The 15,020-nt window shown below is 69.5% G+C and carries 13 protein-coding genes; 9 read left to right on the forward strand and 4 right to left on the reverse strand.

The features are described from left to right. The first annotated feature begins 85 nt into the window (after positions 1-85). Positions 86-337, forward strand: coding sequence for a hypothetical protein (locus tag P9K36_RS06015; RefSeq protein WP_278306665.1), 252 nt, complete (start codon positions 86-88; stop codon positions 335-337). 225 nt (positions 338-562) lie between these two features. Beyond that, on the forward strand, positions 563-2,590 hold the full coding sequence (gene pbpC / locus P9K36_RS06020; RefSeq protein WP_278306666.1) for a penicillin-binding protein 1C: 2,028 nt from the start codon (positions 563-565) through the stop codon (positions 2,588-2,590). A 64-nt stretch (positions 2,591-2,654) separates the two neighbouring features. On the opposite strand, the gene P9K36_RS06025 is transcribed toward pbpC, so the two are convergent. From P9K36_RS06025 to P9K36_RS06040, 4 genes are all read right to left on the reverse strand, one after another. Then, on the reverse strand, positions 2,655-3,098 hold the full coding sequence (locus tag P9K36_RS06025; protein ID WP_043388845.1) for a hypothetical protein: 444 nt from the start codon (positions 3,096-3,098) through the stop codon (positions 2,655-2,657). Further along, positions 3,095-3,928 carry an ArsA-related P-loop ATPase gene (locus tag P9K36_RS06030; protein ID WP_043354968.1) on the reverse strand — a complete coding sequence of 278 codons (834 nt, stop codon included), beginning with the start codon at positions 3,926-3,928 and terminating at the stop codon, positions 3,095-3,097. Before P9K36_RS06030 ends, P9K36_RS06025 begins: the two co-directional genes overlap by 4 nt. A 682-nt stretch (positions 3,929-4,610) precedes the next feature. Continuing rightward, positions 4,611-5,324 carry a MarC family protein gene (locus P9K36_RS06035; RefSeq protein WP_043354982.1) on the reverse strand — a complete coding sequence of 238 codons (714 nt, stop codon included), beginning with the start codon at positions 5,322-5,324 and terminating at the stop codon, positions 4,611-4,613. A gap of 67 nt (positions 5,325-5,391) precedes the next feature. Beyond that, positions 5,392-6,126, reverse strand: a complete 735-nt coding sequence (locus P9K36_RS06040) for a methyltransferase domain-containing protein (protein WP_043354966.1) — start codon at positions 6,124-6,126, stop codon at positions 5,392-5,394. A gap of 148 nt (positions 6,127-6,274) precedes the next feature. Between P9K36_RS06040 and gloB the strand changes: the two genes are divergently transcribed. The 7 genes from gloB (at position 6,275) to P9K36_RS06075 (ending at position 14,994) form a co-directional block, all read left to right on the forward strand. Then, on the forward strand, positions 6,275-7,051 hold the full coding sequence (gloB, locus tag P9K36_RS06045) for a hydroxyacylglutathione hydrolase (protein WP_043354964.1): 777 nt from the start codon (positions 6,275-6,277) through the stop codon (positions 7,049-7,051). 258 nt (positions 7,052-7,309) lie between these two features. Next, positions 7,310-7,963 (forward strand): TetR family transcriptional regulator, encoded by a 654-nt coding sequence (locus P9K36_RS06050; RefSeq protein WP_335633093.1) that lies wholly within the window; start codon positions 7,310-7,312, stop codon positions 7,961-7,963. A gap of 400 nt (positions 7,964-8,363) precedes the next feature. Beyond that, positions 8,364-9,326 carry a malate dehydrogenase gene (mdh, locus tag P9K36_RS06055; protein WP_043354955.1) on the forward strand — a complete coding sequence of 321 codons (963 nt, stop codon included), beginning with the start codon at positions 8,364-8,366 and terminating at the stop codon, positions 9,324-9,326. Positions 9,327-9,428: 102 nt separating this feature from the next. Further along, positions 9,429-10,625 carry an ADP-forming succinate--CoA ligase subunit beta gene (sucC, locus tag P9K36_RS06060; protein WP_043354953.1) on the forward strand — a complete coding sequence of 399 codons (1,197 nt, stop codon included), beginning with the start codon at positions 9,429-9,431 and terminating at the stop codon, positions 10,623-10,625. 2 nt (positions 10,626-10,627) lie between these two features. After that, positions 10,628-11,512, forward strand: a complete 885-nt coding sequence (gene sucD, locus P9K36_RS06065; protein WP_043354951.1) for a succinate--CoA ligase subunit alpha — start codon at positions 10,628-10,630, stop codon at positions 11,510-11,512. A 172-nt stretch (positions 11,513-11,684) separates the two neighbouring features. After that, on the forward strand, positions 11,685-14,684 hold the full coding sequence (locus P9K36_RS06070) for a 2-oxoglutarate dehydrogenase E1 component (protein WP_043388850.1): 3,000 nt from the start codon (positions 11,685-11,687) through the stop codon (positions 14,682-14,684). Between the two features lie 10 nt (positions 14,685-14,694). After that, positions 14,695-14,994, forward strand: coding sequence for a YciI family protein (locus tag P9K36_RS06075; RefSeq protein ID WP_043756039.1), 300 nt, complete (start codon positions 14,695-14,697; stop codon positions 14,992-14,994). Positions 14,995-15,020 lie beyond the last annotated feature (26 nt).

Raw genomic sequence — 15,020 nt, forward strand, 5'->3', positions numbered from 1 at the left:
CCAAACGGGGGATGCGGGGTGCCCCGGGATCCGATGGTATCGCGCATACAGCCGCGATTCGAGACGCTCGGCGCGTACGGGTTGCGTGTCTGAGGGGGACGCGGGTCGGTTCGACGAGGGGCAGATCATGCAGAAGGGCAGGCCTATTCCCGCTTGGCTGGCGAGGCGGACCTATTTCAAGCGGATCGGGCGCTGGACGAAGCCCGGCAAGGCGGCGCCGCCGCCCTCCGAGCCGGTGGCGGCCCCGATGCCCTCCAACGTCGTGCCCTTCCCGGTCCGGATGAACCGTCCGGATCGCCCCGTCCTCGAAGACCTGCGCGTGGTCGGCACGGCGTAGGGTCGGGCCTCACCCGGACCGGACGGTCGCGCGCGGTCGGCGCCCGGGATCGCCGGGGGACTTGTCGGCCGCGCCGGAACGGTAAATCCTGCGCCGTCGGAGCCGGAACCGGGGGGATGCGTGCCGCACGACGGGTCCGATCCGAGCAGGCCGGCGCCCCCGCGGGCGCGGCGCATCGGTTCGCGGCTGGCTTTCGGAGCCGCCGCGCTCGGTCTGAGCCTCCTTGTGGCCGGCGTCGGCGCGCTCTGGCGTTTCGCCGACGCGCTTCCCCCCCTCGACCTCAGCCCCGCAGAGGCGCGCTCGACGGTGGTGCTGGACCGGGCCGGCACGCTGCTGCGCCCTTTCGCGACGGCGGACGGGCGCTGGCGCCTGCCGGTCACCGCGGAGACGGTCGATCCACGCTATCGGGCCATGCTGCTCGCCTTCGAAGACCGCCGCTTCGCCGATCATCCCGGCATCGATCCGGCCGCGGTGTTGCGCGCCGCCCTCCAGTGGCTTGTCCGGGGCCACATCGTCTCGGGTGCCTCGACCCTGTCGATGCAGGTGGCCCGCCTGGTCGAGCCGCGGCGGGAGCGTTCCCTCGCGGCCAAGCTCCGCCAGATGGTGCGCGCGGTCGCGCTGGAGCGACGTCTCGGGAAGTCCGGGCTCCTCGATCTCTATCTGGCGCTGGCCCCCTATGGCGGTCCGCTGGAGGGCGTCCGGGCGGCGAGCATCGCGTATTTCGGGCGGGAGCCGGTGCGGTTGACCGCGGCGCAGGCGGCTCTCCTCGTCGCCCTGCCGCAATCGCCCGAGACCCGCCGCCCGGACCGGTTCGCGGAGCGCGCCCGCGCCGCCCGCGATCGGGTCCTGGCCGTCGCGCAGGCCCGCGGCATCCTCACCGCGGCCGAGGCCGAGGCCGCCCGGGCCGAGCCGGTGCCGACGGCGCGCCGGCCGTTCCCGATGCTCGCGGCGCATGCCGCCGAGGAGGCGGTCGCGGCCGACCCGGAGGCTGCAACGATCCGCCTTGCCATCGACGGCCGCCTGCAGGAGAGACTGGAAGCGCTGGCGGCCGAGCGCGCAGCCGCCGCCGGGCCGGACCTCTCGGCCGCGATCCTCGTCCTCGACAATCGTGACGGGCGGGTGCTCGCCCAGGTGGGCAGCGCCGGCTACCTCGACCCGTCCCGGCGCGGCGCCATCGATATGACCCTGGCGGTGCGCTCTCCCGGCTCGGCGCTGAAGCCGTTCGTCTACGCCATGGCCTTCGCGGACGGCCTCGCGCATCCCGAGACGCTGCTGGAAGACCGGCCCGCCCGCTTCTCGGCAAGCTACGCCCCGGAGAATTTCGACCTGACCTTCCAGGGCACGGTGACGGCCCGCCGGGCCCTGCAGCTCTCGCTCAACGTGCCGGCGGTCGAATTGATGGACGCGGTGGGGCCCGCCCGCTTCATCGCCCGGCTGCGCGCCGCCGGGGCCGGGATCCAGCTCCCCCGAGAGGCCGCGCCGGGGTTGCCGGTCGCGCTGGGCGGGCTCGGCATCACGCTCACCGATCTCGCCCGTCTTTATGCCGGGCTCGCCCGCGGCGGCGCGGTTCCAGACCTGCTGCGCCGCGCCGACGGGGTCGCGGCCGAATCCCGGCACCGCGTCGCGGAGCCCGTGGCCGCCTGGTACGTCGCCGACATCCTGCGCGGGACACCGCCGCCGGAGAACGCCCTGCCCAATCGCATCGCCTACAAGACCGGCACCTCCTACGGGTACCGCGACGCCTGGGCGGCGGGCTTCGACCGTCACGTCACGGTCGTCGTCTGGGCCGGTCGGCCGGACGGCGCCGCGGTGCCGGGGCTCGTGGGCCGGACGGTCGCGGCGCCGCTCCTGTTCGACGCCTTCGCGCGCCTCGGGATCGAGCCCGAGCCGGTCCCGCAGCCGCGGGATGCGCTGGTCGTGGGGACGGGGCGCCTGCCGCCGCCGCTGCAGCACCTGCGCCGCGAGGCGGCCGAGACGGCGGGCCCGGCGCTGCGGATCGCGTATCCGCCGGACGGGGCGCGGATCGATCTCGGCCTCGGCGCGGACGCCCACGGCGCGGCGGATGGCGGTCCGGGCCTCGCCTTGAAGGCCCTGGGCGGGGTGCCACCGCTCACCTGGCTGGTCGATGGTCAGCCGGTCATTCAGACGCCGCGACGGCGGGCAGAATGGGTGCCGGGGGGCGCAGGCTTCGCCCGGATCTCGGTCCTGGATGCGACCGGCGCCAGCGACAGCGTGTCTGTCCGGCTCGAATAGGCTTACGCAATCCTGGCTGCCGGCGCAGCACCGGGCGCCGCAGTGGAATCCGGATGCGTCTGGATCAGCGGCCGATCCCGAACCCGCGCGGTGTGTCGGCGGCGCCGCGCTGCCCGCAGGCCTCCAGCGCGGCGGCGATCCGCGTCGCGCTGGCCGCGGACCCGTGCGACAGGCTGAGGACGGTGCCGAGGATCCCGGCGCTCACGAGGACGCCGAGGGCTGCCACACCGAGCAGCACGTAGCTCATCAATCTGTTGCGGCGCAGGTCGCCCGTCAGCGCCCGGATCAGATCCTGGTTGTCTTCGGCCAGACGATTCCGCGCCGCCACCAGCTCGTTGTACATGTTGGTGATGGCGTTGGTGGACATGTACACGAGCAGCAGGTGGACGACGAAGTCGTCGTCCGTCGTGGTGTTGAGGGCGGCCGCGATCCGCACGGCGAGCTGGCGCTCCCAGGGCTGCAGATCGCGGCCATGGACCGACCGGTAGAACCGCTCGAGGTTGGTCACGGCCGAAGGGCATCCCGCCACGCCGTGTGGAAGTTGCGCCGCAGGCGGCGGCCCTCGACCCGAAGGCGCATCGGCGCGCTGTTCGCCAGGGCCTGCCAGGTCATGTGCTGGACCCGCAGGGCCTCGATCAGCCGCTCGCCGATCCGCTCCACCTCGATGACGCGGAAGTTCGACTGCTTGCGCAGGGAGCGCACGAGATCGGACGATTCGAGATAATCGAAATTCGTCGCCTGGGCGGTGTTCTTGGCCAGGATCGCCCGATCGCACTCGATCAGCATGGGCCGGAGTTCCCTGAGGACCTCCAGGGCGGTGGGATCGACCGCGCCGGCCGCGACGACCACAGCGAGGCGGATATTCGCCTCCCGGCAGCTCTCCACGATGATCTCGGCACAGCGGCGCGTCGTCTCGGTATCGCCGGCCGGGAAGTCGACCACGATGAAGCGTTCGGGGGTCTCGATGACCCGTTCGATCAGGTCTTGGCACAGGGTCGGGTCGACGCGCCCCGTGCTGTCTTCGGCACGCAGGCGCTGCCGGAAGCCGGTGATTCCGGACCTGCGCGCCACGAAATTGTCGCTGCCGGGATTGGTCTCCTGCATGAGCGCGGTGTGGAAATGCCGGTTGGCCGGATCGGTGTCGATCGCCAGCACCGGACCCGCCTCCGCACAGAGATCGGCCACCTGAAGGGCGATGGTGGTCTTGCCGACGCCGCCCTTGCCGCCGAGGCAGAGGACGAGAACCTTCGCGGCAGAGCCCAGAAGATCGCGCTGGATGTCCTGGATCTCGTCCGGGCTGTACCAGGCCGGAACTTTACTCTGGGACGTGTCGGTCATGCGCTGTCTCCTTGCTGATTCATGCAGGACGGCCTCGGCACGCGCGGCACCGGGCCTGCGGGCATTCGGGGGTCACGGGACCAGCCCGCACGGGCGCTCCGGGGACGCGGTGCGGGCTCCCGACGGCGCGATCGCGCAAAGGGCTCTCGGGCCTTCGTGAGGGAAGGATCCGATCATGCCGGTGCCGACGGGGCGGAGAGACCCACCGGTGACGCTGGCCTGGGCCGAGCGCGGTCGCGTGCGCCGTCCCTTCGCGTCCCCCCGGCGATAGGCGTCTCGGATTGGCGTCCGTCGCCACGGTAGGCACTCCGTTCCTGGATCTCTTTCTTCGACGGTTGGACCCGGAAGCTTTCGCTTCGCCGCAGCCGAGTTCTGGAAAGATCTGGCGCGCCACAGGAAACGATGCAAGCCATGTCTTATCAGTTTTCCTCTCAAATCTCCGTCTAACGTGCGATCATTAAAAAAGATTTATACTTTATTACAACGCAATAATCGTCGATTATATGAGTTATTATTTTACATTTATCGATATACGGCAGACCTAATCGTCAATTTGGCAGATTCGTCCGGACGGATAGAGGACCCCTCCGCATATCCGGCATGTGACGGGAAAGGCCCGTCGAAACGATCCGATCCGGGGCGGCCCTCAGCACTTCGCGAATGACGGGTGCGCGCGCGGACGTCAGCGGGCCGCAGCGAGGGGGGCGAACACGTCCAGGAGGCCGTTCACCAGGATCTGCGTGCCGACGCACAGCAGCAGGAAGGCGAAGAGGCGGCCCATCACCCGGGCGCGGGCCGGGCCTATGAACGCCACCACCCGGTCGGCGGAGGCGTAGAGCACGGCGACCGTGGCGGCGACCGCGAGGGCTGCCAGCGTGACGCCGATGTAGAAGCTGAACCGCTCCGCATAGGCCGTCGGCCGGTTCGCCCCCAGGGTGATGGCAACCGCGATCGTCCCCGGTCCCGTGGTGAACGGCAGCGTCAGGGGGAAGAAGGCGATGTCGGAGAGGGGGCCCGGTGCCGGATCGCCCTGCGGCTCTGTCGAGACCGCGCCGCGGCCCGCCGAGCCCGAGGCCTCGGCCTGCTTGCGCGCCTCCCGCGCCTCCGGCCGGTTTAGCTGCGTCCAGGCCGACGACATGACCACGAGTCCGCCGGCGATGCGCAGCGCCCCCAGCGTGACGCCGAAGAAATTGAGGATCGGCGTACCCGCCCAGAGGGCGCCGAGCATCACCAGGGCGGCGTAACCGCCGATCCGCCGCGACAGCAGAACGCGCTCGGCGTGGCTGAAGGCGCTCGTCACCTGCGCGAAGATGAACGCACCCCCGATCGGGTTCACGATCGAGAACAGGGCCGACAGGGCGAGCAGGAACTGCTGGGTGGTGAGGTCGAGGCTCATCAGGTCCAACCGGATCGCACGCTGTCCTGGACCATCGACCGCCGTGGATGGGGATCGCGCATCCGGATCAGCCCGGGGAGGGGGCCGGCACCAGCACACGGGCCGGCGCGAGACGGCGGGCGCGCCGCACCTGCTGCACGGCGACGGGCCGGTACAGCTGCTTCGTCGCGTCGACCACGTGCAGGCCCGCGAAGGGCAGGGACAGGCTGGTGCCGAGCCACTCCCAGGCGGGTCCGGTGCGCAGCATCAGGCGCGAGCGTGCCGGCGGCATGTACAGGGTCTCGGCCCAGCTCACCGGCGAGAACAGCGTATCCCGCATCAGCCGTCCGAGCTGCGAGCGGCTGTAGGGCTGGCCGTGACCGAAGGGCGTCGCCTCCCGGCGCGCCCAGACGCCCCGGCGGTTGGGCACCACCAGGATCATGCGGCCGCCCGGGGTGAGGGTCCGCCAGACCTCCTGCAGCAGCTCTGTCGGGCTCTCCACCGATTCGAGGGCGTGGACCAGGATGACCCGGTCGATGGCGGCCTCGGGCAGCGGCATCATGGTGGGATCGGCCAAAGCCGCGCAGGAACGCCCGGTGCTCGGCCAGTTCACCACGCCCTGCGTGGCCGGCATGAAGGCGAGCGTGCGCTCGGCGATATAGTGGACCGGCCCGAGATAGGGCGTCGCGTAGCCGATCCCGAGGACGCGCAGCCCCGAGACCGAGCCGAGGAAATCGTGGAGCGCGCGGCCGACCACACGATGCGTCGTGCGGCCCAGAGGGCTGGCGTAGAAGGCCCGCAAGCCGTTGACGTCGAGACGCATGGGAACAGAAGATCGCGATCGGAACGGTCGTTGTACTCAATGGTGAGCCGCGCGCCGCGCGGCAAGCGTCCGAGGAACCCGGCGGGACCATCACCTGTTCACGGCAACAGATTTCGCGCCCCTTCGCGTTCCTGGGAGACCCCGTCCGATGGCCGCCGAGACCGAGATTCGCACCTTCCTCTGCCGCAGCGACAATATCGGCGTGCTCATCCGCGATCCGGCGACCGGCGCCTGCGCGGCGATCGACGTCCCGGAGGCCGGGCCGGTCCTGAAGGCCCTCGACGAGACCGGCTGGCGCTTGACCGACATCCTCGTCACGCACCGGCACGGCGACCATGTCGAGGGCATCCCGGCGGTGAAGCAGGCGACCGGGGCCCGGGTGGTCGCCCCCGCCAAGGCCGGGGACGCGGTCCCTCAGGTGGACGTGACGGTGCGAGAGGGCGACACCGTCGCGATCGGCCGCCTGGAAGCCCAGGTCTGGGAGACGCCGGGCCACTGCGCCGACCACGTGACCTATTGGTTCGCCCAGGCCGGCCTCGTCTGCGCCGGGGACACCCTGTTCACCCTCGGCTGCGGGCGGGTGATGGAGAGCCCGCCCGAGACCCTGTACCGCTCCCTGCGGCGCTTCGACGATCTGCCCGACGCGACGCAGGTGTTCAGCGGCCACGACTACGTACTCTCCAACGCACGCTTCGCCCTGGCTGCCGATCCGGACAATCCGGACCTGAAGGCGCGCTTCGCCGAGGCCGAGCGCGCCAAGGCGGAAGGCCGCTTCCTGATCCCCTCGACCATGGGCGCGGAACGGGCGACCAACCCGTTCCTGCGCAGCGGACAGCCGGCCCTGGCCCGGTCCGTCGACCTACCGCCGGAAAGCGATCCCGAGGCGGTGTTCGTCGCCTTGCGAGCGTGGAAGAACCGCTTTTAACGCAGGTGATAACGAGAAAAATTTGTTGCCTTCTCAAGGCAAACTGACACATAGGGATGTTTAAGCGGTCCTAATCCGCTCAGGTAACCGGGCTCCCGGGGGGAAGCCGTAACGTCAACGCGAAGCGCCGGGACGCTTCAGCCGGTATGATGGGGGTCCGTCTCGCCCTACCACCTGTCCACTTCCCGCCTGCCGCTGCCTTTCCTCAAGCCAGAGTCCGACGGGTCCAAGGAGGAGGCGCTCAGCGCCAAGCCCAAGATTTCCGTCGCCGACGCACTCCGCGAAAATGGTGACGCGGCCAGTCCTGCGCGCCCGCGGGCGCCGGTTGCGGCCGACGTCCGGCTGCTCGGCATCGCCACCGAGCATCTGTCGCGGCTCGGCCCCAAGCGCGTGACGGTCGTGGCCGTTGCCGCCGAGGCCGGCATGACGCACGCCAACGTGTACCGTTACTTCCCGTCGAAGGACGCGCTCCTCGACGCGGTGGCGGGGCGCTGGCTGCGCGAGGTCGAAGCCCGGCTCGCCGGCATCGCCGACGCGCCCGATCCCGCCGACGACAAGATCGAGCGCCTGCTGACAGCCCTCGCGACGGTCCAGCGGGACGCCCTGTTCGACGAACCGAACCTGTTCGCGGTCCATCTCGACGCCACCGTGTCGGCCCGGCCGATCGCCCGGCGGCATCGCGTCCGCCTGCGCAGTCTCGTGGAGCGGGTGGTCGAAGAGGGGATCACGTCCGGGATCTTCTCGGCTCGCGATCGGGAGCGGGCGATCGCCTACATCTTCGACGCGAGCTACCGCTTCACGCATCCCCTGGCGATCCAGCACGATGCCGAAGTGCCCCGCGACCTGATCGAGGCCCGTTTCGGAGCCGTCATCCACGCGATCCAGCGGGTGCTCCGCTCCGGCATCCTCTGATCCACCGCTTTCGCGAACGCCGCTCGCCGGGCCCGGACTTCCCTGTCCGGGCCCTTGTCGTTTCCGCGCTGCGGGCCGATCCGAGCGCCGCCCCCGACCGAAATGACAGGTTTCAAAATCTGTCATCGAGACTTCGGAGCGCCGGCGGAGCCGGGTGCACTGCACCTAAAACCTTCGCGACGTTGACGTTTCGGCACACCCCTCGCCTCGTTGAGAGGCCGCCGGACGCCTCGGACGCGCCGGCCGCGCACCCTGCATCGGGTTGAAGCCACGGTGCTTTTCGGCCACACAGCCGCGCAGATTTCAGAGTGACGAATCCGGTCTCGGACCCTGGCGGCCGAGCACGGCCGGCCTCGCGCACCGCATCACCGAAGTCGAACGCAGCGGAGACAAATCCGACATGGCTCGCAACAAGATCGCGCTCATCGGTGCCGGCCAGATCGGCGGCACCCTGGCACTTCTCGCTGGCCTCAAGGATCTCGGGGACGTGGTGCTGTTCGACATCGTCGACGGCGTGCCGCAGGGCAAGGCGCTCGACATCGCCGAGGCCGCCCCGGTGGAGGGCTTCGACGCGACCTACGCGGGCGCGAGCGACTACGCCGCCATCAAGGGGGCCGACGTCGTGATCGTCACCGCGGGCGTGCCGCGCAAGCCCGGCATGAGCCGCGACGACCTGATCGGCATCAATCTCAAGGTGATGCAGGCGGTGGGCGAGGGCATTAAGACCCACGCGCCGGACGCCTTCGTGATCTGCATCACCAACCCGCTCGACGCGATGGTCTGGGCGCTCCAGAAGTTCTCCGGTCTGCCCACCAACAAGATCGTCGGCATGGCCGGCGTTCTCGACTCGGCCCGCTTCCGCCACTTCCTGGCCGAGGAGTTCAAGGTCTCGGTGGAGGACGTCACCGCCTTCGTCCTCGGCGGCCACGGCGACGACATGGTGCCGCTGACCCGCTACTCGACGGTGGCGGGCGTGCCGCTGACCGACCTCGTCAAGCTCGGCTGGACCACCCAGGAGAAGCTCGACGCCATGGTCGAGCGCACCCGCAAGGGCGGCGGCGAGATCGTCAACCTGCTTAAGACCGGCTCGGCCTTCTACGCGCCCGCCGCCTCCGCCATCGCCATGGCCGAGAGCTATCTGCGCGACAAGAAGCGGGTCCTGCCCTGCGCCGCCTATCTCGACGGCCAGTACGGCGTCTCCGGCATGTTCATCGGCGTGCCGATCGTGATCGGCGCGAACGGCGTGGAGCGCGTGCTCGAGGTGACCTTCGACGCGGCCGAGAAGACGATGTTCGACAAGTCGGTCGCCTCGGTGGCGGGCCTGATCGAGGCCTGCAAGGGCGTCGACAGCAACCTCGCCTGACCGGTAAGCGGATACCGGGCCGCGCGAAGCGTTCGGGGATTCGAATCCCAGTCGCTCCGCGCTGTTCGTTGCCACCTATTCGCTCCTCCCTACGAGGCTCCGATGAACATCCACGAATACCAGGCCAAGGCCGTGCTGAAGGAGTTCGGCCTGCCCGTCTCCCGCGGCGTGGCCATCTTCAACCCGTCGGAGGCTGAGGCCGCCGCCAAGGAGCTCGGCGGCCCGGTCTGGGTCGTGAAGAGCCAGATCCACGCGGGCGGCCGCGGCAAGGGCACCTTCAAGGGTGCACCCGAGGGCGCTAAGGGCGGCGTGCGCGTCACCAAGTCGATCGACGAGGTGAAGCAGTATGCGGGCGAGATGCTCGGCCAGACGCTGGTGACGATCCAGACCGGCCCGGCCGGCAAGCAGGTCAACCGCCTTTACATCGAGGAAGGCGCGCAGATCGCCGAGGAATTCTACCTCTCGATGCTGGTGGACCGCGCCACGGGCGGCGTCGCCTTCGTGGTCTCCACCGAGGGCGGGATGGACATCGAGGCGGTGGCCCACGACACGCCCGAGAAGATCCACACGATCGCGGTCGATCCGGCCACGGGCGTCATGCCCCATCACGGCCGCGCCGTCGCCAAGGCGCTCGGGCTGTCCGGCGCCCAGGCCAAGGAAGCCGGCGCGCTCACCGAGAAGCTCTACGCGGCCTTCGTCGCCAAGGACATGAGCCTCCTCGAGATCAACCCGCTGGTGCTCACCGCGGACGGGCATCTCAAGTGCCTCGACGCCAAGATGGCCTTCGATTCGAACGCCCTCTACCGGCACCCGGACATCGTGGCGCTCCGCGACGAGACCGAGGAGGACGCCAAGGAGATCGAGGCGTCCAAGTACGACCTCGCCTACATCGCGCTCGACGGCACGATCGGCTGCATGGTCAACGGCGCCGGCCTCGCCATGGCGACCCTCGACATCATCAAGCTCTACGGCGAGGAGCCGGCGAACTTCCTCGATGTCGGCGGCGGCGCCTCGGAGGAGAAGGTCACGGCGGCGTTCAAGATCATCACCGCCGATCCGAACGTGAAGGGGATCCTCGTCAACATCTTCGGCGGGATCATGAAGTGCGACGTGATCGCCAACGGCGTCATCGCGGCCGTGAAGGCGGTGGGCCTGCAGGTGCCGCTGGTTGTGCGCCTCGAGGGCACGAACGTCGAGGAGGGGAAGGCGATCATCCGGAATTCCGGTCTCAACGTGATCCCGGCGGACGACCTCGACGACGCCGCCCAGAAGATCGTCGCCGCCGTGAAGGGAGCCTGATCATGTCGGTGATGATCGACGCCAACACCAAGGTCATCTGCCAGGGTTTCACCGGCAAGAACGGGACCTTCCACTCCGAGCAGGCCATCGCCTACGGCACCAAGATGGTCGGCGGCACGAGCCCCGGTAAGGGCGGCTCGACGCATCTCGGCCTGCCGGTGTTCGACACGGTGGCCGAGGCCCGCGAGGCCACGGGCGCCGATGCCTCGGTGGTCTACGTGCCCCCGCCCGGCGCCGCCGACGCGATCTGCGAGGCGATCGCCGCCGAGATCCCGCTGATCGTCTGCATCACCGAGGGCATTCCGGTGCTCGACATGGTCAAGGTGAAGCGGGCGCTCACCGGCTCGAAGTCGCGTCTGGTCGGGCCGAACTGCCCGGGCATCGTCACGGCGGGCGAATCGAAGATCGGCATCATGCCGGCCAACATCTTCCGGCAAGGCTCGGTCGGTATCGTCTCGCGTTCCGGCACGCTGACCTACGAGGCGGTGTTCCAGACCTCCAATGCCGGCCTCGGCCAGACCACCGCGGTGGGCATCGGCGGCGACCCGGTGAAGGGCACCGAGTTCATCGACGTGCTGGAGCTGTTCCTGGCCGACCCGAAGACCGAGTCGATCGTGATGATCGGCGAGATCGGCGGCTCGGCCGAGGAGGAGGCTGCGCAGTTCCTGAAGGACGAGGCCAAGCGCGGGCGCAAGAAGCCGATGGTCGGCTTCATCGCCGGCCGCACGGCGCCTCCGGGCCGCCGCATGGGTCATGCCGGCGCGATCATCTCGGGCGGCAAGGGCGGCGCCGAGGACAAGATCGCCGCCATGGAGGCCGCGGGCATCCGCGTGTCGCCGTCGCCGGCCCGGCTGGGCTCGACGCTCGTCGAGGTCCTGAAGGGCTGAGGGCAAGCGCGCCTGCGTTGCGGCCATCGCAGGGCCGCAACGCCCATATCGGGCGTGCAGACGATTTCAGCGGGGCGGTCACCCGCCCCGTTTCGGTTTGAGGGCGATCCGCCGCGCTGACGGGGAGCCCGAAGGGCAGGGGAGCCTGCCCGCGCGACAGGATGGACGCACCATGGCACGCCAGGACGTGAACGAAGCGCTCCTCGAAACCTCGTTCCTCTACGGCGCGAACGCCGCCTACATCGAGGAATTGCAGGCGGCCTACGCCCGCAACCCGTCCTCGGTGGATCCGGAGTGGCAGACCTTCTTCAAGGGGCTCGGCGAGGACGAGACCCTGGTCGAGAAGAACGCCGCCGGCGCCTCCTGGGAGAAGCCCAACTGGCCGGTGCCGCTGAACGGCGAGCTGGTCTCGGCGCTCGACGGCAACTGGGGTGCCCTGGAGAAGGCGGTCGGCGACCGCATCGTCGCCCGGGACGGCAAGGACGCCAAGGACGCGAAGCCCGGCAAGCCGCAGGACAGCGTCACCGCAACCACCGGCGTGTCTGTGGAGCAGGCGACGAAGGATTCGGTGCGGGCGATCATGCTGATCCGCTCCTACCGCATGCGCGGCCACCTGCACGCCAAGCTCGACCCGCTCGGGCTCGCCCCCCGCGGTGACCACGAGGAGCTGCACCCGCAGCATTACGGCTTCACCGAGGAATCCGATTGGGACCGCCCGATCTTCCTCGACAACGTGCTGGGCCTCCAGTTCGGCACGATCCGCGAGATCGTCGACATCCTGGAGCGGACCTACTGCCAGACGCTCGGCGTCGAGTTCATGCACATCTCCGACCCCGCCGAGAAGGCGTGGATCCAGGAGCGCATCGAGGGCAAGGACAAGGAGATCTCGTTCACGCCCGAGGGCCGCCGCGCGATCCTCAACAAGCTGATCGAGGCCGAGGGCTTCGAGAAGTTTCTGGATCTGAAGTACACCGGCACGAAGCGCTTCGGCCTCGATGGCGGCGAGTCGATGATCCCGGCGCTGGAGCAGATCATCAAGCGCGGCGGCGCGCTCGGCGTCCGCGAGATCGTGCTGGGCATGGCCCATCGCGGCCGGCTCAATGTGCTCACCAACGTGATGGCCAAGCCCTTCCGGGCGGTGTTCCACGAGTTCAAGGGCGGCTCGGCTTCCCCGGCCGAGGTCGAGGGCTCGGGCGACGTGAAGTACCATCTGGGCGCGTCCTCGGACCGCGCCTTCGACGGCAACAACGTCCACCTGTCGCTCACCGCCAACCCCTCGCATCTCGAGATCGTCGATCCGGTGGTGCTCGGGAAGGTCCGCGCCAAGCAGGACCAGTGGGCCAAACCCAACATCGAGCGCCGCACGGTGCTGCCGCTGCTGATCCACGGCGACGCCGCCTTCGCGGGCCAGGGCGTGGTGGCCGAGTGCTTCGGCCTGTCGGGCCTGAAGGGCCACCGCACCGGCGGCTCGATCCACTTCATCATCAACAACCAGATCGGCTTCACCACCGATCCGCGCTTCTCGCGCTCCTCGCCCTACCCGTCCGACGTCGCCAAGATGGTCGAGGCGCCGATCTTCCACTGCAACGGCGACGATCCGGAAGCCGTCACCTTCGCGGCCAAGGTGGCGGTCGAGTACCGGCAGAAGTTCGGCAAGCCGGTCGTGATCGACATGCTCTGCTACCGCCGCTTCGGCCACAACGAGGGCGATGAGCCGGCCTTCACCCAGCCGAAGATGTACCAGCGGATCCGCAAGCATCCCTCGGTGCTGGAGAATTACGGCCGCAAGCTCGTCGAGAACAGCTCCGTGACCCAGGAGGCGCTCGACGCCCGAAAGGCCGAGTTCCGCGGGATGCTCGACACCGAGCTCGACGTCGCCAACACCTACAAGGCCAACAAGGCCGACTGGCTCGACGGCCGCTGGTCCGGCGTGAAGGCGGTCCACGAGGACGTGGACGATCCGCGCCGGGGCCGCACCGCCGTGCCGGCCGAGACCCTGCAGGAGATCGGGCGCAAGATCACCCAGGCGCCGCCCGGCTTCCACCTGCACCGCACGATCCAGCGGTTCATGGACAACCGCGCCAAGGCGGTGGAGACGGGTGTCGGCATCGACTGGGCGACAGCCGAGGCCCTGGCCTTCGGGGCGACCCTGCTCGACGGCAACCGGGTCCGGCTCTCCGGCCAGGATGTCGAGCGCGGCACCTTCTCGCAGCGCCACGCGGTGGTGATCGATCAGGAGAACGAGCAGCGCTACACGCCGCTCAACGCCATCCGCGAGGGCCAGGCCTCCATCGAGATCATCAACTCGATGCTCTCCGAGGAGGCGGTGCTCGGCTTCGAGTACGGCTACTCCCTGGCCGAGCCGAACGCCCTGGTCCTCTGGGAGGCGCAGTTCGGCGATTTCGCCAACGGCGCCCAGGTGGTGATCGACCAGTTCATCGCGTCCGGCGAGCGCAAGTGGCTGCGCATGTCCGGCCTCGTGCTGCTGCTGCCGCACGGCTACGAGGGGCAGGGGCCGGAGCACTCCTCCGCCCGGCTGGAGCGCTACCTCCAGGCCTGCGCCGAGGACAACATGCAGGTCGCCAACGTCACGACGCCGGCGAACTACTTCCACATCCTGCGCCGGCAGCTGAAGCGCGACTTCCGCAAGCCGCTGGTGCTGATGACGCCGAAGTCGCTGCTGCGCCACAAGCGCGCCGTCTCCAGCCTCGACGCGCTGGCCGAGGGCTCGACCTTCCACCGCGTCCTCTGGGACGACGCCGAGGAGGAGGGCGCGCCGAACAAGCTCGTGCGCGACGACAAGATCCGCCGCGTCGTCCTGTGTTCCGGCAAGGTCTATTACGACCTACTGGAGGAGCGGGAGAAGCGCGGGCTCAACGACATCTACCTGATGCGCGTCGAGCAGCTCTACCCGTTCCCGCTCAAGGCTCTGGCCAACGAGATGGCCCGCTTCCGCAACGCCGACGTGATCTGGTGCCAGGAGGAGCCCAAGAACATGGGCGCCTGGTCCTTCGTCGAGCCCTACCTCGAGTGGGTGCTCGGCCAGGCCGGCTCCGCGGTGAAGCGCGCCCGGTACGTCGGCCGTCCGGCTTCCGCCTCCACGGCGGTCGGTCAGATGTCGAAGCACCAAGCGCAGCTCCAGGCCTTCCTCAACGAGGCCCTGGCGGTCTGATCATCCGGCCATGGCTTATTTCCTGCTCCGTCTGGAACCGCCCCGCCCGAGCTTCCCGTTCGACGCGACGGAGGCCGAGAAGGCGCTGTTCTCGGCTCATTCCGGCTACTGGATGGAGCAGGCGGCCGCAGGGGCCGCCATCGCGGTCGGACCCGTCTTCGAGTCCGGCGGCACCTGGGGCCTGACCCTGGTCGAGGCCGACGACGCGGCCCAGGCCGAGGCGCTCGGCGAAGCAGATCCCGTCCTGATGGCGCAGGCAGGCTTCCGGTACACCGTCTCGCCCGTTCCATCCCTGATCCTGCGGCGCTGACGTCGCGGCCCGACATCCAGAGGAGG

The sequence above is a fragment of the Methylobacterium sp. 391_Methyba4 genome, assembly GCF_029691625.1.
GTDB classification, from domain to species: Bacteria; Pseudomonadota; Alphaproteobacteria; order Rhizobiales; family Beijerinckiaceae; genus Methylobacterium; species Methylobacterium fujisawaense.